This is a genomic window from Ktedonobacteraceae bacterium (assembly GCA_035653615.1).
In the GTDB taxonomy this organism is placed as follows: Bacteria; Chloroflexota; Ktedonobacteria; order Ktedonobacterales; family Ktedonobacteraceae; genus DASRBN01.
In genome coordinates this window covers 229853-245973 of sequence record DASRBN010000042.1, presented here as the reverse complement: position 1 = coordinate 245973, position 16121 = coordinate 229853, and the positions used below count along the sequence as shown (strand labels likewise).

Annotated in this window: 18 protein-coding genes; 7 read left to right on the top strand and 11 right to left on the bottom strand. The window is 52.3% G+C overall.

Annotation, left to right across the window (positions count from 1 at the left end; translation table 11 throughout):
* Positions 1 to 373: 373 nt before the first annotated feature.
* Complete coding sequence (locus VFA09_26565) at positions 374 to 1471, bottom strand: DUF2330 domain-containing protein (protein ID HZU70867.1); 1098 nt, start codon at positions 1469 to 1471, stop codon at positions 374 to 376.
* Positions 1472 to 1545: 74 nt separating this feature from the next.
* A complete protein-coding gene (locus tag VFA09_26560) occupies positions 1546 to 2334 on the bottom strand; it encodes a GNAT family N-acetyltransferase (GenBank protein ID HZU70866.1) in 789 nt (262 codons plus the stop codon).
* A gap of 308 nt (positions 2335 to 2642) precedes the next feature.
* Between VFA09_26560 and VFA09_26555 the strand changes: the two genes are divergently transcribed.
* The 3 genes from VFA09_26555 (at position 2643) to VFA09_26545 (ending at position 4641) form a co-directional block, all read left to right on the top strand.
* The gene (locus VFA09_26555; protein ID HZU70865.1) at positions 2643 to 3308 is read left to right on the top strand and encodes a bifunctional nuclease domain-containing protein; all 666 of its coding nucleotides are present in this window, start codon (positions 2643 to 2645) and stop codon (positions 3306 to 3308) included.
* Positions 3309 to 3427: 119 nt separating this feature from the next.
* Positions 3428 to 3937 (top strand): helix-turn-helix domain-containing protein, encoded by a 510-nt coding sequence (locus VFA09_26550; GenBank protein ID HZU70864.1) that lies wholly within the window; start codon positions 3428 to 3430, stop codon positions 3935 to 3937.
* Positions 3938 to 4080: 143 nt separating this feature from the next.
* Positions 4081 to 4641 carry a transposase gene (locus VFA09_26545; protein HZU70863.1) on the top strand — a complete coding sequence of 187 codons (561 nt, stop codon included), beginning with the start codon at positions 4081 to 4083 and terminating at the stop codon, positions 4639 to 4641.
* Positions 4642 to 4674: 33 nt separating this feature from the next.
* Here the strand turns inward: VFA09_26545 and VFA09_26540 are convergent, their stop codons facing one another.
* From VFA09_26540 to VFA09_26530, 3 genes are all read right to left on the bottom strand, one after another.
* Positions 4675 to 6822, bottom strand: a complete 2148-nt coding sequence (locus VFA09_26540; GenBank protein HZU70862.1) for a catalase — start codon at positions 6820 to 6822, stop codon at positions 4675 to 4677.
* Between the two features lie 146 nt (positions 6823 to 6968).
* Positions 6969 to 7493: a carboxymuconolactone decarboxylase family protein gene (locus VFA09_26535; protein HZU70861.1), complete on the bottom strand. Its 525-nt coding sequence runs from the start codon at positions 7491 to 7493 to the stop codon at positions 6969 to 6971.
* 19 nt (positions 7494 to 7512) lie between these two features.
* Positions 7513 to 8364, bottom strand: a complete 852-nt coding sequence (locus VFA09_26530; protein HZU70860.1) for a VOC family protein — start codon at positions 8362 to 8364, stop codon at positions 7513 to 7515.
* A 283-nt stretch (positions 8365 to 8647) separates the two neighbouring features.
* Between VFA09_26530 and VFA09_26525 the strand changes: the two genes are divergently transcribed.
* Positions 8648 to 9433 carry a GntR family transcriptional regulator gene (locus tag VFA09_26525; GenBank protein ID HZU70859.1) on the top strand — a complete coding sequence of 262 codons (786 nt, stop codon included), beginning with the start codon at positions 8648 to 8650 and terminating at the stop codon, positions 9431 to 9433.
* A 34-nt stretch (positions 9434 to 9467) separates the two neighbouring features.
* Positions 9468 to 9965 carry a pyridoxamine 5'-phosphate oxidase family protein gene (locus VFA09_26520; protein HZU70858.1) on the top strand — a complete coding sequence of 166 codons (498 nt, stop codon included), beginning with the start codon at positions 9468 to 9470 and terminating at the stop codon, positions 9963 to 9965.
* 33 nt (positions 9966 to 9998) lie between these two features.
* Here the strand turns inward: VFA09_26520 and VFA09_26515 are convergent, their stop codons facing one another.
* A complete protein-coding gene (locus tag VFA09_26515; GenBank protein ID HZU70857.1) occupies positions 9999 to 10394 on the bottom strand; it encodes a helix-turn-helix transcriptional regulator in 396 nt (131 codons plus the stop codon).
* 223 nt (positions 10395 to 10617) lie between these two features.
* Between VFA09_26515 and VFA09_26510 the strand changes: the two genes are divergently transcribed.
* Both VFA09_26510 and VFA09_26505 read left to right on the top strand, forming a co-directional pair.
* The gene (locus VFA09_26510; GenBank protein ID HZU70856.1) at positions 10618 to 10890 is read left to right on the top strand and encodes a hypothetical protein; all 273 of its coding nucleotides are present in this window, start codon (positions 10618 to 10620) and stop codon (positions 10888 to 10890) included.
* Between the two features lie 24 nt (positions 10891 to 10914).
* Positions 10915 to 11517 (top strand): ATP-dependent Clp protease proteolytic subunit, encoded by a 603-nt coding sequence (locus VFA09_26505; protein HZU70855.1) that lies wholly within the window; start codon positions 10915 to 10917, stop codon positions 11515 to 11517.
* A 99-nt stretch (positions 11518 to 11616) separates the two neighbouring features.
* Here the strand turns inward: VFA09_26505 and VFA09_26500 are convergent, their stop codons facing one another.
* The 5 genes from VFA09_26500 to VFA09_26480 all read right to left on the bottom strand — a co-directional run bounded on the left by VFA09_26500 (position 11617) and on the right by VFA09_26480 (position 16083).
* Positions 11617 to 12117, bottom strand: coding sequence for an Lrp/AsnC family transcriptional regulator (locus VFA09_26500; protein ID HZU70854.1), 501 nt, complete (start codon positions 12115 to 12117; stop codon positions 11617 to 11619).
* A gap of 475 nt (positions 12118 to 12592) precedes the next feature.
* A complete protein-coding gene (locus tag VFA09_26495) occupies positions 12593 to 13087 on the bottom strand; it encodes a ClbS/DfsB family four-helix bundle protein (protein HZU70853.1) in 495 nt (164 codons plus the stop codon).
* Between the two features lie 37 nt (positions 13088 to 13124).
* Positions 13125 to 13931, bottom strand: a complete 807-nt coding sequence (locus tag VFA09_26490) for a hypothetical protein (GenBank protein ID HZU70852.1) — start codon at positions 13929 to 13931, stop codon at positions 13125 to 13127.
* Positions 13932 to 13950: 19 nt separating this feature from the next.
* Entirely contained in the window at positions 13951 to 14931 is a 981-nt protein-coding gene (locus VFA09_26485) for a GAF domain-containing protein (protein HZU70851.1), read from the bottom strand.
* 117 nt (positions 14932 to 15048) lie between these two features.
* The gene (locus VFA09_26480) at positions 15049 to 16083 is read right to left on the bottom strand and encodes an SDR family oxidoreductase (GenBank protein ID HZU70850.1); all 1035 of its coding nucleotides are present in this window, start codon (positions 16081 to 16083) and stop codon (positions 15049 to 15051) included.
* Positions 16084 to 16121 lie beyond the last annotated feature (38 nt).

Here is a 16121-nt window from a genome sequence, read left to right as displayed (position 1 = left end):
GCATTCCTTCGAGACAATCATTACAAGCTGATATTCATCAAGCTACAACCAGTATGACATAGACCACCTGCAAGCGTCAAGAGAACATCTCTTTGGTGATTTCCCAGAAGTCCGTCGGCTCAGCTGCATGAAAGTGGGCGAGAGATGCTTCGTGGCACTCAGCATGACAGGGCGGGCATGTCATGCTGAGTGCCACGAAGCATCTCTCGCCCCTTATAGGTAATCACCAGAACATCTCTTTTTTGTCCAAACGGATTGACTCCCCTTTCAAGTATCATACGGCGAGGTGTCGTATATACCGGCACATACAGGCTCGATTCATGTGAATTTTAGTGTGTGCCTGAAGGCAAAAAGCTATCAGACTAATAGCAAATCAGGCTTGTCTTGCCAGGTAACGCCCCCGCGCGCGGAAGATCAGGACCAGCGCCACGACGATGCCCAGCATGATGAGCAGCGATTCGGCAAACTGCGGAGTTCCCATAGGCAGTGTTGGCAACCAGCCCGGAAGTGCGTTTGATTGCGGTCCAGTGACCACCTGAGCCGGCGGGGTGCCGAAATGGGCAATACGTATCACACCTGAAGTACCGACGCCCATATCATACGTGACCGATGTATCAGGCGCATCGAGACTCAGGTAGGTCAACCAGCCATTTGATGGAACCCAGCTCATATTGCGGTCGCTTGACAGGTCGTGGTAAAGCGTGGGAGTCATCTGTTCCTGAAATGCTACTTTCAGACCGGGCGCACCTGGGACTTCGGTGCCCACAGCGGATTGTCCAATTTTCGCATCAACCTCGCTTGTATTAACAGGTTCATCGGTCAGCAGGTAAATGTCGGCCTGCACTTGCTGCCCATCCAGAGCCAGCACCTCGAGGGGTACCCACAAATTTGGGGTCTTCATGGTAATCAGGATGGGCACGCCATCGCCTTCAAGCTGGCCGCGTGCCTTCGCTGCCGCGGTATCATATTTCGCGGCCATGAAAATCGGGCTGCCTTTCGCATAGGTAAGCAGATGGTCGCGTGTATCACCGTTCAGGAAGAAGCTGTTGCCGGTGGCCCAGTTCAATATGGCCTGTCCGCTACCCCGGATCACCGTGATATTGAGCGCTTCGATCTTCACCTGCTGCAAAATCTGCGCTGGGGATGCCATACTTGCAGAAGCGTTAATTACTACGGTTGGCTGAGGTTGCGTTTCGATTGCGAGTCGCTGCAGCGTCCAGGCTCCCCCCTCTTCGATTTTCATGGGTACGGCAGGCAGAGGTACAATCCAACCAATATCGGATTCACTGCCCTGGTAGGTGAAACTGGTCAGGTAGTGTTCGATGCCATTATGCCACGCAACAAGTGTGCTGGCGCGGGTGAGATGCACATCACCATCGGGTGCTATCAATCCGCCGCAAGCCAGTGCGGATTGGGATTGCAATAGGAAGAATGCGAGCGCGGATACAAGGATTGCAAGTCGTTTCATCATCGTCTGGTCTCCTCTTGTTGAGTTTATTTGGATGGTTCAACAAGCAGACGATGGGGGATGGGGAAAAGTTCCCTCTATCTCAACTTCATCTCATACTCCCCATACTCCGCAACAACCTCAAATCCCAGCCTTCTATAAGCAGATATTGCGCTCATATTATCCGCCTTCACATTCAATCCGATGTGATCAACTGTATGCAGCAGAGCCTGGCAGAGTTTCGCGCATACTGCCGTTCCCAGGCCCTGACCACGAAATTCGGGGTGCGTTGTCACATTGCCTAGAGCTGCTACTTTGTAACGTTGCGAATAGACGTGGATGCCTGCCACGCTGATGATGTCTGAACCTCGCCGGATACCGTAATAGTAGCCGGTTTCGAGCATGCGCGGGTCGAATGAATTGACCGGATAGCTTGCCTGATAGAGTGCTTGCAAGGCTGGTAGGTCGGAAACGGTGAGTGGAATAACTCTGGATATATCGATAGTATCTACCCGCTCTTTGTAGATCAGCGCCATTTTGTAATGCGGTCCGAATGAATGTATCGCGTAGTCTCTCTCGAAGATAGGAGCCCGGTCCCCACTGAGGTGCGCATAGAAATGCCGGGGTAGAAGATGCGAAATGGATTGCAGTAATTCGCCCAGATCATCTCCGGGCTCTTCGGAAAGGGCCAGCAGGACGGGAACATGAATCCCTGAGTAGATGAGCGCAATTGCGCTTATTTCTTGCTGATCATTGACCAGGGCATACCAGGTTGTGTATTGCCAGAAAAAATCGTCTAGATCACCAAGCGAGTAAATATGAAGGAAGGTATCGCGTCGCAGGTAAGCCTCTATTTCTTGTTTTGAATGCAGATAAATAGCTTTCATATAGATACTCCTTAAGACCAGATATTTTTGAGACGAGCATTCTAATGGTTATCGCTGTTAGTTTATCATGAGTATCCAGGTGATAGCTAGCGTGTACAGACCCCAACGGCAGGCCGCATTGTGGCCTGCCGTTGGGGTCTGTACACGCTATATGCTTCCAGATAGATCCTGCGGAGATATGATAGAATGAGAGAGAAAACACCTCGTCATATGATGCGCAGATCGGGGGTCAGTCCTTTTGGACAGAAACCTGGCGAAGACTCAGGAACATTGGGTACATTCTGAAGAGAGAAAAATGGAGGATGTTCATGATCCCTGTAAAGGTAGAGGGTGTCAGAAGAAATTTTACGATTGATAGCCCCTTGCTATACAGCGTTTCCTTGATCGACGAACCAGGTCAACGCCTGCTGGTGTTCGGCATTGAGCGGCACGAAGCCTTGCCCATTGTTGCTGCCTTGAATCACTTGACCCTGCCACGCCCTCTTTCCATCCATCTGATGGCTGAGACACTCACGTTGCTGAACTACAAGTTGGAAGAGGTACGCATAGAAAGTTACTCAATGCTTCCTCCTCTCTATCATCTGTGTCGGTGCCAACTCAGGTGGCGCGCAGACTCGATGGTGCAAGAGCAGATGAAACAGATGCGTATTGGCGACGCCATCGGATTAGCTCTGCTTCTGGAAGCGCCCATCCTGGTCTCAGACGAACTGTTCAAGCAAATGGGAGTCTTGTTAGCCGATGGGCTGACGCCTGAACTGGCCTTTGCCAGGTACCTGCTCCAGCGGGAAGGGATCAGAGTACCGGAAGGAAAAAAGCTCCGCCTGGGTCATAGCAAGACACCACTGCGCGATGCCTTGGTCAAAGAGTTTAAGGCTTCCCTTTTAGGGAAAGCGCCGGTCTTTCCAGAGGAGGAGATGGAACAGCGTAAAAAGGAGTACTTGATCTTCTTGCTCGGAGAAAATGCTCAGGTGTGAAGCGCTGCCGAGACGGGCGATGGGGCGGCAACGATGTATTACAACAAGAGGGCTGTGTGTGGCCGATTCTCATGACGAGGTGTCAGAGAGAAGTGGAAAAGTGACGAAAGGAAGACGGAATGACCGCTCCCATAACCCTCACTTCATTGGAGAAACCAACACTGGCCGAACTGCGCCAGCGCTATGAAGAAACAACGGATGCCGAAACACGCACACGCTACCAGATGCTCTTGCTCTCGCAGCGAGGACAAACGTCGAGCCAGATTGCCCAAACCGTGCTGCGCAGCCCGGACACTGTCGTGCGTGTGCTCAAGCGCTTCTTGAACGGCGGATTGGATGCCGTTCCACGGAGCACTGCCCCAGGCCGAGAGCGACGGGTCACAACGGCCTGGGAAACCGAACTGCTGAGAGTGATTGAGTTGGACCCTCATGAAGTCGGTGTAGAGACCGCGAACTGGACTACCGAGGGACTTGCGGCGTATCTGGGCCAGCAGACAGGTATTCACGTCACCGAAGAGACGGTTCGCGTGTACTTACATGCCCATGACTACGTCTGCAAACGTTCCACCTGGACGCTGAAGCGCAAGGCGGAAGAGAAAACGGACTACGTGGGAAACGCCTGCGGGTAGAGGTTCTTTTAGCCGGTACAACTGTACCCGAACCTCTACCCGTTCATGATCTGGTTGAGGCTGACCTTTGGGATCAGCTTCCCGACGACCTGGCTGATTTGCTTGCCCTGCTGCCACAGGCTGACCTGTATCTGCAAGACGAGATGCAAGTGGCCTTTCACCCCACTCTCACGCGCGTCTGGTCTCAGAAAGGACGATGCGGGCAACGCCTGGTTGAAGCACCTGGGGATAATCGGAAAGTCTATGGCTTTGGCCTGCTGGACTGGCGTGATGGTTGGTTTGATGGCCGCGTTGCCGCAGGGCGCACTGCTGATGTTTTCTGTCAACAAGTGCGTAGCGCTGTGGCTCGTTCTCAACAACGAGGACGCATCGCCATCGTGATTGCCGACAATCTCAAGACCCATACCTCGGCTGGCTCTCTCCTCGTGCGCGGTATGCTGGCCGAACTCAAAGAGCATCTGCGCCTGGTCTACACCCCTGCCTATGATCCTGACGCCAACCGTATTGAATGGCTCTGGCGCGTCTCGCGGCGGGTGGTCACGCATAATCATCATCGTAGCACCTTCGACCTCCTCCTTGCGGATCTGGAGGCGCATTTTCAGGCACTGGCTCGGACGCCTGCCGAGATTCTTCGTCATATCGGCAGTCCGTTCGCACCTGACAAGGAGAAGGAGGTTTCTCTGTTGCCTACCCATGCCGCATGATCAACTTGGAAGCATCTAGCCATCACTCTCTTCTTAAGCTGGTACTTGCTCCTGCGGGCGAGACCAGTGGCGATGTTTCGCTATGGCGGCTGTAAACTGCTGGATGAACGAGTTCATGTCCGACATGTTGCGCATGGTCACGACGCCATTTGAATTGGACAGTCCTCCGCTCGATAGCGCACCGCCTGAGGATAGGCCCGGAAGGTCGGAGCGCACAAGTAATTCGACGCCCTCACCTACGGCCCCGATTGGCTTGCCATGCTTAAAGGCCTCGGCAACGAAATGGCGAGCATTCCCTTGCTTCAGCAATTGCGAGACGCTTTCCTGACCACCCGGAACGAATACCGCGTCATACATCACCGAACTGGTCGTAATTGCGCTGGCATCGACCTGCACTGCCTGGCCCTTTGCCCCCTTAACAGAGCCAGGGCCTTTCGCGATGACGAATACATGCGCTCCTTTCTCCTCGAGCGCCTTCTTCACGGTTTGTAAAGCATTGGCATCGACGCCATCCGCGGCCAGTACCGCAATGCGCAGGCTCTTAATGGTATTCTTCGCCAGGTGCTCCAGACTGAGCGCAGGAGAACGCTCGACATTGCGGCGGCCTGTGGGAGTAGTGATGCTGGGATGTACTCTTTCTGCCGGAGCTGGCACGCCGATACCCTCCGCAACGCGGACTGCCAGATCATGGTCAACATAATTGAATAGCGTGACCATGCGCTCACGCACTTCTTTGACATTCACATGGCCTAATTCGAAGTGGGCCGCGGCAACCAGGTGGTCCTGCTCGACCGACGTCAGGCTCTTCCAGAAGAGCGTTGCCTGACTGAAGAAGTCCTTGAAGCTCTCGCTGCGAGCGCGAGTCGTTCTCCCCTCGATCTTCTCGGCATAATGTACATAGCCGTGGGCCGTCTCAGGCGCCAGCATCGGACAGCCCTTGCCAAGCGAATTTGGGTAGTAACTCGCCCGGCCCTCGTTGATTGCCTGCCGCATGTATCCGTCGCGCTGGTTGTTATGAACAGGTGATACGGGGCGATTGATAGGTATCTCGGCGAAATTCGGCCCACCCAGGCGAATCAGCTGGGTGTCGAGATACGAAAAGAGCCTGCCCTGTAAGAGAGGGTCATCAGTAAAGTCAATGCCGGGTACGACATGACCTGGATGGAACGCAACCTGCTCTGTCTCGGCGAAAAAGTTGTCCGGGTTGCGGTTCAAGGTCATCTTACCAATGAGCCGCACGGGTATGACTTCCTCCGGCAAAATCTTGGTTGGATCAAGAATATCGAAGGCGAAGGCAAATTCTTCCGATTCCTCGAACATCTGCACGCCCAGTTCGTACTCTGGATAATCGCCTTTCTCGATGGCCTCCCAGAGATCGCGCCGCAGCCAGTCGGGGTCCTTTCCTGCCAGTTGCTGTGACTCGTCCCAGGTCAGCGAATAGGTGCCCAGCACCGGCTTCCAGTGGAACTTGACGAAGCGCGCCTTGCCCTGATCGTTCACGAAGCGGAAGGTGTGGACTCCAAAGCCCTCCATCATGCGGAAACTGCGCGGCAGCGCGCGATCTGAGAGTAGCCACATCACCATGTGAGTCGATTCAGGTAGCAATGAGAAGAAATCCCAGGCCGTATTATGAGCCGTAGCTGCCTGCGGCATCTCGTCAGGTGGCTCCGGCTTGACGGCATGTACCAGGTCGGGGAATTTGATGGCATCCTGAATGAAGAAGACCGGGAAGTTATTTCCCACCAGGTCAAACACACCGTCCGAGGTATAAAACTTCGTCGCGAATCCTCTCACATCACGTACTGTATCAGCCGAGCCACGCGAGCCGACTACTGTTGAAAAGCGCACAAAGACGGGCGTCTTCACCGAGGGATTTTGCAAAAAACTTGCCTTCGTATATTCGGTCATTGGCTCATAGACCTGGAAATATCCAAAGGCGCCGCTGCCACGGGCATGCACTACACGCTCCGGTATGCGCTCGTGATCAAAGTGCATGAGCTTTTCACGGAAGTGGAAGTCTTCCAGCAGCGTTGGTCCTCGTTCTCCAGCCTTGAGAGAATCGTCCGTATGGTTGATGCGCACACCCTGGTTCGTCGTCAGGTACTGTTGATCGTTCTGGACGCGATCAGGCTCCAGGTTTTGCTGCTTGCTTTGTTCATTGATGTTATTCTGGTCTGTCATATATTGCCTCTTTCATTCATTCATCGCTCTTCCAACTCATGAGCTAAAAAAGCGCGTACTAAACTTCCCACCCATTTAGTACGATTCTTAACTATTGAGGCGATACTGAACAGGCCACTCCTGGGAAAGATGAGAAATGGTGATCGTTAATCCTCAAGCTCAATTTCAAATGGCACAAGTACAGAGGCGCAGAGCAGATACCATCCTACAACAAGTGCGAGGTCAACCATTTCGCTTTCACTTAAATATTGGCTGGCGGTGGAAAAGGTTGCATCGGAAACGCGGAACGTGCTGGCTGTCTCCTCCGCAAATTGCAGCACGGCACGGTCTTGTGGCTCGAAGATATCTACATGTTCGCGCCAGTTGGCAACATTTGCAATCTGTTCCTGCGTCAGGCCTGCTCGTTTTGCCGGGCCTTGATGCTGCGCAATTTCGTAAGCCACGTTGTGCAGTGTTGCCACACGTAGCACGGCCAGTTCGCGCAGGCGTGGGCTTAAGTCGGCTTCATCACGAACGTATGCTGAGAAGGTCATGAACGCGCGTAAGGCCTTCGGGCTATGGGCAAGCACCCGGTGCAGGTTATAGACTGTGCCGCGCAGGCGCAGAATATCCTCCAGCACAGGTGCCAGGCTCGCATCAAATTCACCTGGTTCGAGCGGGCGAATACGCATGGTGTTCTCCCCTGCACTATTAAAAATCGGCAGGTTTAGGCGATCCCCAGACATTCGACCATTGTTCCTGCATGCTCCAGACCTTTGGTTCGTATGTTGCGTCATCCCAGATCTGCTGCACATCGCAGGTAAATTCGACTATATTCCGCTCAAGGTCCCGAAAATAGGCGAATAGATTCTTGCCGGGTCCATGGCGACCAGGCCCGTAAATCAGGGAATAGCCATTCTGCGCGAGATGATCGGCCTGGCGTGCCAGGTAAGAAAGGTCCTGTACCTCGAATGCGAAGTGATGCAGCTTTGCCATATCACCAACGGAACATGCAATCCCATGATGATCCGGATTGCAGCGCATCCAGACGAACTTATCTTCCACCCAATCGGAAATGCGGAATCCCAGCACTTCCTGGTAGAAATCGGCGCTGCGTTTGCAATCACTTACCTTGAAAGTGATATGGCCAAGTTTGCGCGGTTGAACAGCGCGCGGCCCATAATTCGCGTCGACCTGCGCCATCTCGCCGATCAATTCAATCACAAATCCTTCGGGATCGCGCAAGCGTAAAGAAGTGCCCTGACCGAGTTCATCTGATTGCTCGATCTCATACGGGATACCGGCATGCGTCAAAGCCGTAGCCGCGGTCTCGAATTCCGCCGGCCCGCCGACTTCCAGTGCGTAGTGGTCAATCCCAGTCTCAGTGGATGGCACGAGGATCAGGGAATGATGGTTGGCATTGCAGCGTAAATAGACTCGACCTGCGCTATCGCGCTCAGTTTCACCCAATCCCACCATCTTTGTATAGAAATCCATCTGTTGCTCCACATCTTTCGTCTTCAATGCCACATGTGAGATACGCTTGACGTTCACAATTGACATAAAAAATCTCCTTTCGAAGGGATGTACAACTAAATACGTGCTAGCTGAACTTTACAGCAAGAACTCGCGAGCACGAGGACTCCTGGGATAAACCTTGACAAAACATAAACTAATGTATACACTTGCTGCTAAATGTAACATGCAGAAAGGGAAATTACAACCCATTAGCTGCTGATATGTATGCAGTTTCGTCCTTACAGAACGAACAAAAGGAAGCGTATTTTGCCTTGTGCCTTAAGTAATTTCTTATTTCGCAATCCGATCCTTGCTAAGGAGAAGCGCAATGGGCAGTAGCTCCGGGAAAATCCAACCTTTACCTTCCATTGATAAAGGGGAGGATTTGAACGGGGTTGTGGCTCTGTATTATCGCCTGCGCAAGCTGATTCTGGATGGAGCCTATGCACCTGGAACTATGCTGTCGCAGGTTGAACTGGCGGGAGCGCTAGGAGTAAGCCGCACGCCGCTGCGGGAAGCGCTACGCATGCTACAAAAGGAGGGATTGGTCGAGGCTGAACATAACCAGCGCGCCCGCATTCCCTCTTTCAATCCGCGGGTTCTTGACAGTATCTATGCCAGCCGCGTTCTCCTCGAGGCACTGGGCATTCGATTGACCGTTCCTCGCCTGCATGCGCATGATATCGCTATGCTGCAAAACACGCTCGCGGAATTACTTGCTGCCAGAGACGCGGAGAGCCGGGAGGAACCACACCGCCGGTTTCACAGGCTCCTCGTAGCATACGCCGGTGAATATCTCTATGATACAATCGCGGGCTATGCTGATCGCTGCACATTTTACCGGCGCATGTACATGCAGAGCGATCCTCGTAATCGCGTGATCGCTGATACTGAACATGAGGCGATTTTGCAGGCGTGTGTTGCGCGAGATACTGAAACGGCGGCATATCGTTTGACACAGCATCTTGCTCGCACCGCCCTGACGCTTCTGGCTCAATTGACGCCGGAGTACGAACCGGCAGCTGTACGAACGGCCCTGCAAATCTCGCAGGGTGGTATGAATGCCACCGGACCTAAAAAGTCAGGAAGGCGGGCAGGTTCTGCCAGTTCCTGAAACCTGAAGAAAGCACTTGAAGAAAGGGTAGACTATGAATAAGGAAGAACGAAGAGCTTTCGTTCGCGCTCACCGCGTGGGTGTTTTCGGCACGAATCGCAAGAACTCAGGCCCGGCCATGACAATCGTCTACTACGTCATGGACGGAAATGACCTGCTTATTTCTACTATGGAGGGCCGCGGCAAAGCCAAATCCGTGAAGCGCGACCCTAAAGTTTCATTCTGTGTTCTCGACGAGAAGTGGCCGCCATCTTATCTGCTGCTGTACTGCCACGCCGAAATCGATGCTACCATCGATACCGACCTTGAAAAAGTCGTTGACATGAGTATGGCTATTTCAAGCTTGATGGCCGGCCAGCCAATGCCGGAATCGGTGCGTGATGCGACAAGAGAGCGTGTTATCAGGGAGCGGCGCGTTCGCCTGCGCCTGCGTCCTTATCAATCTTTCGAGTCGCCCCCACGCCATGTCAATACGCCGAAGGATGCGTTAACGCTTACGCATGATTACGGGGCAATCCTACCGTGGGAGTAGAGAAGAAACTTCCACGGATTCCGGCTTCTCAAGCTACTGATTAATACGCCTGGAAAGCAAAAATTCGCTGAAGTTTACTACGCTCTCCACCTCACCCTCGTTGAGCATATTGACAATCTTTTTGACCACGATGCGGTGAGGCTGGTTGGGCGTGGATGGCAACGTGAAGCCGATAGCGTTCGCGGTTTGTGGCATACGTTCGCCACGAATTTCATCCGCCATCAGTTCTAGCAAATCCGCTATATCCAGGTCGAGCGCGTTAGCCAGACTTTCAAGAACCTTCGAGGAGGGATACTTCTGCCCTCGTTCAATCTCACCTACGTAAATTTCTGAAAGTCCCGCCTTATCTCCAAGCTCTTTGATCGTCATCTGCCGGTCTTGTCGTTCGCGCCGGATCACTCTTCCCACAATTTCTTGCAAATCTGCCATCGTATTCCCTTTCTATGTATGCTTATGGCATATCTTCGATGGAAACTATGCTAAAAGCATATCTTTTGTCTATTAGTATAGGCTATCGGCATGGTAATATGCAAGTGGAAGCAATGTCCAGTTTCTAGCAACAATTGGAGGACTGAAAGGTCACCCGCATAAGGTAGGGGCGAGCCTGGCGGTCGTCCTTGCCAAACAAGCCTTACAAAGGAGGTTATGTCCTATGGCATTTCATTTTGGAGATCTCTTATCCGATCAAAAGGATGTCCGGTTTTCATTACCGATTCCTATGGTCTATGAGAGCGTCCACAGCGAGCCGTTACGTTGGGAATATCGCGTTCTCAGCGTCGACGCACGGGAAGAAGATTTGCCCTCAATCGAGCATTTGAATGAACTGGGTAGTCAGGGCTGGCTGCTGGTTGGAATTCTGGATCAAGGAGCGACCGGAAGAAGTTCGCTCGTTCATTACTACTTTGTGCGGCAGCGCCAGGAGTAGACAGGAGTAAATAGGAGAAAAACTATGACATCGAGTCTTGTAGTTCCAACGGTAATAGAGGCGACGGGGCGTGGAGAACGCGCCTACGACATTTACTCGCGCCTGCTGCGGGATCGCATTATCATGATTAACGGTCCTGTCGAGTCGACGATGGCCAGCCTGGTCGTGGCCCAGTTACTGTTTTTGTATTCTGAAGATAGCCAGCGCGAGATTAATGTCTATATCAATTCGCCCGGTGGTGAGGTCACTTCGGGCCTGGCGATTTACGATACGATGCGTTCGCTGTCCTGCCCGGTTGCCACGACCTGCGTAGGCTTTGCCGCCAGTTTCGGCACCATTCTGCTGATGGCGGGTGACAAGGGGCTGCGACGTTCGCTGCCGCATGCTCGTATTCACATCCATCAACCTCTTATTCAGGGCGGAATTGGTGGACAGGCTACCGATATCGATATCCATGCCCGTGAAATCCTGCACACGCGCGATGTTCTCAATGAGATCATCCACTACCATACGGGCCAGCCGCTCGAGCGAATCAAACGCGATACCGAACGCGACTTCTTCATGAGTCCCGAAGAGGCCATCGAGTACGGCATCGTCGATGAGATACTCAAACTGGCCGAAAAGTAGCTATCGATTTATTGGGAAAGGCGGGTCGATGTATCTGATCGATCCGCCTGTTGCATACGTCAAATTGAGCCTTGCCAGGAATCATGTTTCTCTACAGAATCAGGCTGTGGCTTCGACCTCCTCGCCTTCCATACTGGCCAATTTTTGAGTAATGATTCTCCTCGATAGCGGCGTAGAAAGTACGATTGAGGTGGTGAGGGAACCGTGTCCTGATAGGCGGTCGATAAGGGCCTCCAGCTGTTCAACCGATGAAGCCATTACTCTCAGGATGAACGAATCGCTGCCTGTGACGCGGTAACACTCCAATACTTCAGGTATTTCCTGTATATAAGGTACAGAACGTGTACATCTCTCCCCGGGAGCAGAACCCATGCGGATAATAGCAGTGACGGGGAAACCAATCTTTGCCACATTGACCTGAGCATGATATCCGCTGATAATACCCGCATCTTCCATCCTGTGAATACGTTCCGCCACGGCAGGTGAGGAGAGCCCAACACGCTGTCCAAGTTCACTATACGAGAGACGGGCGTTCTCTTGCAGCGCCTCTAAAAGCCGCCAACCGGTATCATCCAGCAGCTTCTCAATTTCTAAAGCCATTTTGCACCTTTACCTTACTCTTGTAGCCATTTCTGCGAAAAGACCTTTGCTTTTCACTTCATTATACACCAGGTTGGGGTTACAATTAAAGCGTAAAAGCTGACAAATATCAGGTCGGCGATAGATATATGAAAACAACGAAGGAGGCCATCATGCTGACTCTCATCATTATCGTAGCGCTGTTTATTGTATTCGATTATATGGCCTTGCGGTGGGGTGTCGATACTACTGATGGTATTACCAGCTGCGAATGGAAGCGCAGGTGACATTCATTGAACAATGCAAAAATAAGCTGAATGTATGAAAAGCAGCAGGGATGGCATTGGAAACTACTTTCAATGCCATCCCTGCTGCTTTTCAGAAAGCCTTTTCTTCCGTTAAGACATATGCTTTAGAAACGTCCTATTTGGAACCAGCGATTCTGAGCGCAGCGAAGAATGACATGACCCCGTTAAGATAGATGCTTAGAAACGTCCTATTTGGAGCCAGCGAGCAATTTACGTACCTGTTGCGCGTGGTCTTGATAATGCTCGTAGGAATTATCCGCAATCACAGCAATAATTGAAGCGCCGGGCCACGCTTCGGTCCAGGCGAAGCGATGCGACGCATTGATCTCCTCTTCCGAAAGCGTTTGAAAGAGTATATCCACCTGTTTGAGGAGCTGCTGGTGAGCATCATGGAAGAATTGCTCTATCTCTGCCAGGGAGTTGTCTCTATGCTGTTGATAAATTCGCTCATTCGAATGCATATCAACCCGTTCTGCTGGCTGCGGCGTTTCTCCCCGCACGACCTCATCGAGCCAGCGGGTGCAGATTTGTTCCCAGGCGGCAATATGAGCCATGATATCCTTGATAGACCATTCTCCTTGAGAAGGTGAGGCACAGAGTTGTATCTCGCTTAAAGGGGCGATAAGCGATTCGAATTGCGAATATTCTGTCTGTATTGTGTTCAGCAAGGTTGTTTTGTCCAATGTATTCTCCGAAAGTTTTCATGTGAGCTATTGCTGCTCAAGCCAGGCCGTCAATCCTGACAAAGTCGATCTCAAACCACTGCGGCCCGCTCGCGATTGCTCCAAATCGCAATACACCCCGTGGCGTGGCAACCGCGTACTGATTATCCAGCCAGGCAACGAAACCAAGTGGACGAGTGGGCGGTTCTGAAGCACGCAGTACCAATTGATCATCAACCTGGAAGAGGGCTTCGTCCTGGCGCCATTCCAGAACATAGGTGTGCCAGAATGACATGTCTGCATTAATCAGCGCTTCACGCGCACCCGTCAATCGCTGCATCCAACGTGAAGCTGGTCGCGTCTGGCCTGTCAAGAGACCTAGACCGGTAGTGAGTGCCAGGGGGATTGTGGCAGCAAGAGCGCCCGGGCGCATACTATGTATCACCTGGGCTTTCCAACCGAAACCAGGAATGCTGGGAACCAGCGCCATATTAGAGGGCGGCGAAGCATAGAAAAACCAGGCAGCTTCCGGCAGCATAAGGATATCTCCCCGCACGGAAAAAGGGTAGTTCCAGAAACCAAATCCTGCTGTGCCCCGCAAATAATCCGGGTGGTCTCCGGCGCTGGTTAATGTTGCCGCAGGCAGCGAGGACCTTGCTCGCACCTCCATGCGCAGCGGTGGTTTCCATGGGAAAGCTGATCTGGCAAGTCCCCCGTAATCATCGATTTGCGCATCAGTATAAGTGCCATGTTGGGCCGAAGCGAACGACATGCGTAAGGCAGAATTCACGATTTCCAGTGAGCCAGCACCGATGCACGTTTGCGTCCAGCGTTGATCGAGGGGTGCGGTGAAGTCGTCGAACATCTTTAACCTGAACTATCTTTTAACCGGATACAGCGCTCTCCAGTTGAGCCAGCAGGAGTTCTTCTTCTAGTTGCTCCCATACATGTTGCTCGGCCTGCTGATTGCTCATTGGGGTCGTCATGAGCACTTGCGTCACGCGTTGGCGGAAAGTGGCGAAATAGTGTCTCTGTTTCTCATGCGGAGGCATCAACATAAGCTCAATATCTTGTGGGTCGACGAACTCTTCCGGCTCGATTGCCAGCGCCAGCAGGTTGGCATACTCGCCTATCAGGGCATTGCGGGCTGGTGAGATAAAATAGTCGGGTTGGGTACTGGAGATAAGTACGCAGCCGGCAATGCGCCCCGTATATAATATTGGATGGGCAGCAGCGCTTACCTCATATTCTACCTGGTGCGCTGGAAGCGATCTATCTTCAAAAATATTCTGGATCTGAGCCGGATGACAGGTGGTGACGACATAACCGGCTAGCGATTCGGCTCCAAGGAACATTCCTTTCTGTTCCAGGTCGCCTGACCATGGTGGGGTGCCTTTACCAACACCTTCCCTGAGGCTGCGAATCTTCTTGCTATTTGAAGAACGCATGCATCGTACAAGAGTAATTGCTAAGCCCTTGCGTTCGGGATCTAGCTGGCTAAGAGCCTGTTGTAAAATCAGGCTGGACATCGACCAGTAGCGCAATGCCGGATTCGTTCCTGCGTGCGCACTGAAGATGCGGCGGTAAAATTCAGAAGGTATTTCGTTGGATACATCCTCAGCTGTCTCATCATGCCATCCCCCCAGTTTATCACCCAGCGATTTCATGAGCAGGTCGCGATGTGCCGGTTGAAGGACATGCAGCAATTGACGCAGATTATGGGGGCGAGGCTCCGCCTCCCCCTTGATCCAGCGCGCCAGGGTAATTGGCTGGACTCTCATCTCTTGAGCTATGCGTTGTCGCTCCTGAGGATTGCTGATAATCGTTCCCAGCAGTTCGCGCCAATCTCCGGTTCCTTGCTGCATATCCCTTTCCCTGCTGCGTTAATAGCGCACAAACGCCCCTATGAACATCCATGATATCAGCTTAACAATAGCGTGTCAACCGAACGTTAGTTACATTGGAAAAAATTAATGAGAATTTTATGTCTGGTTGTACTCCTGGGCAGCTTTTTGTGTAGAACCGGTTATGAAAGATTGTGTAACAGGTGTTTCGCTCTCTTTCCCCGTGTGACGCTCCAACCCCCATACCGGCCCTGCGCCAGGTAAGAAACGATTGATCAACCCGAGGATACCGGTAGTCGCCCCTGGAAAAAGCCCATGGAATTTTGCCAGCATTTTTGCGGGAAAGCCTAGAATCGCCTCGGCGCTACCACGATATGTGGCCTGCACGATCTTTTGCGCTGCTTTCTCTGCGCTCATTGAGAGAACCGGTAAACTACCCAGGACTGTAAACCAGGTATATTCTTTCCGGTTGTTACCCTTGAAGTAAGCGTTTATCTCGGAGCCGGTGCGCATGAGACCAGGAGCGATGGTAATTACTTTGACGCCTTCTTTTGCCATCTCGGCTCGCAAGCCTTCGGAAAATCCTACCGCCGCGAATTTCGCGCTGTCATAGGGGAGCAGGTGAGGCACGCTCACTTTTCCACCAATAGAGGTGATGTTGACAATACGTCCTTCTTTGCGGTCTAGCATCTGTGGCAGCACAGCCATGGTGGTATAAAACATGCCCCAGAACATGATGTCCATCGCTTCACGAAAGTCCTCCAGTGTCTGCGCCATGAGCGGACCAACCGTAATAATGCCCGCGTTATTCACCAGTATATCTATGCGTCCGAACGCTTCCGTCGCCTGCTGAATCATATTCTGCGCCTGTACGCGGTCGGTGATATCACAAGGAATGGCCATTACTTCGGCACCGCGTTCTTCCAATTGTTGCCTCGCCTGTGCCAGTTCCTGCTCATCACGCGCGCAGATTACTATTTTTGCTCCCTGGCGGGCGAACTCGTGGGAGAGAAGGAGACCTAAGCCGCGCGACCCGCCCGTTATAAGCACTATCTGACCTACGAGTTTCGGCTCTTCTTTCTTTTGTCTGAGACTCACAACGGTTTTTCCTACACCGATGGCGGCTGCGCTTAAAAGTGATTTGTTGCTCTGATCCTTGTCATTGTCTGCCATACTACTTACTCTTCTCCCTTCACATAACTCTACCTATA

Excerpts from the sequence above, each read along its gene's own strand:
- VFA09_26565 (HZU70867.1), bottom strand. The coding sequence starts at position 1,471 with ATGATGAAACGACTTGCAATCCTTGTATCCGCGCTCGCATTCTTCCTA.
- VFA09_26560 (HZU70866.1), bottom strand. The coding sequence starts at position 2,334 with ATGAAAGCTATTTATCTGCATTCAAAACAAGAAATAGAGGCTTACCTG.
- VFA09_26555 (HZU70865.1), top strand. The coding sequence starts at position 2,643 with ATGATCCCTGTAAAGGTAGAGGGTGTCAGAAGAAATTTTACGATTGAT.
- VFA09_26550 (HZU70864.1), top strand. The coding sequence starts at position 3,428 with ATGACCGCTCCCATAACCCTCACTTCATTGGAGAAACCAACACTGGCC.
- VFA09_26545 (HZU70863.1), top strand. The coding sequence starts at position 4,081 with ATGCAAGTGGCCTTTCACCCCACTCTCACGCGCGTCTGGTCTCAGAAA.
- VFA09_26540 (HZU70862.1), bottom strand. The coding sequence starts at position 6,822 with ATGACAGACCAGAATAACATCAATGAACAAAGCAAGCAGCAAAACCTG.
- VFA09_26535 (HZU70861.1), bottom strand. The coding sequence starts at position 7,493 with ATGCGTATTCGCCCGCTCGAACCAGGTGAATTTGATGCGAGCCTGGCA.
- VFA09_26530 (HZU70860.1), bottom strand. The coding sequence starts at position 8,364 with ATGTCAATTGTGAACGTCAAGCGTATCTCACATGTGGCATTGAAGACG.
- VFA09_26525 (HZU70859.1), top strand. The coding sequence starts at position 8,648 with ATGGGCAGTAGCTCCGGGAAAATCCAACCTTTACCTTCCATTGATAAA.
- VFA09_26520 (HZU70858.1), top strand. The coding sequence starts at position 9,468 with ATGAATAAGGAAGAACGAAGAGCTTTCGTTCGCGCTCACCGCGTGGGT.
- VFA09_26515 (HZU70857.1), bottom strand. The coding sequence starts at position 10,394 with ATGGCAGATTTGCAAGAAATTGTGGGAAGAGTGATCCGGCGCGAACGA.
- VFA09_26510 (HZU70856.1), top strand. The coding sequence starts at position 10,618 with ATGGCATTTCATTTTGGAGATCTCTTATCCGATCAAAAGGATGTCCGG.
- VFA09_26505 (HZU70855.1), top strand. The coding sequence starts at position 10,915 with ATGACATCGAGTCTTGTAGTTCCAACGGTAATAGAGGCGACGGGGCGT.
- VFA09_26500 (HZU70854.1), bottom strand. The coding sequence starts at position 12,117 with ATGGCTTTAGAAATTGAGAAGCTGCTGGATGATACCGGTTGGCGGCTT.
- VFA09_26490 (HZU70852.1), bottom strand. The coding sequence starts at position 13,931 with ATGTTCGACGACTTCACCGCACCCCTCGATCAACGCTGGACGCAAACG.
- VFA09_26485 (HZU70851.1), bottom strand. The coding sequence starts at position 14,931 with ATGCAGCAAGGAACCGGAGATTGGCGCGAACTGCTGGGAACGATTATC.
- VFA09_26480 (HZU70850.1), bottom strand. The coding sequence starts at position 16,083 with ATGGCAGACAATGACAAGGATCAGAGCAACAAATCACTTTTAAGCGCA.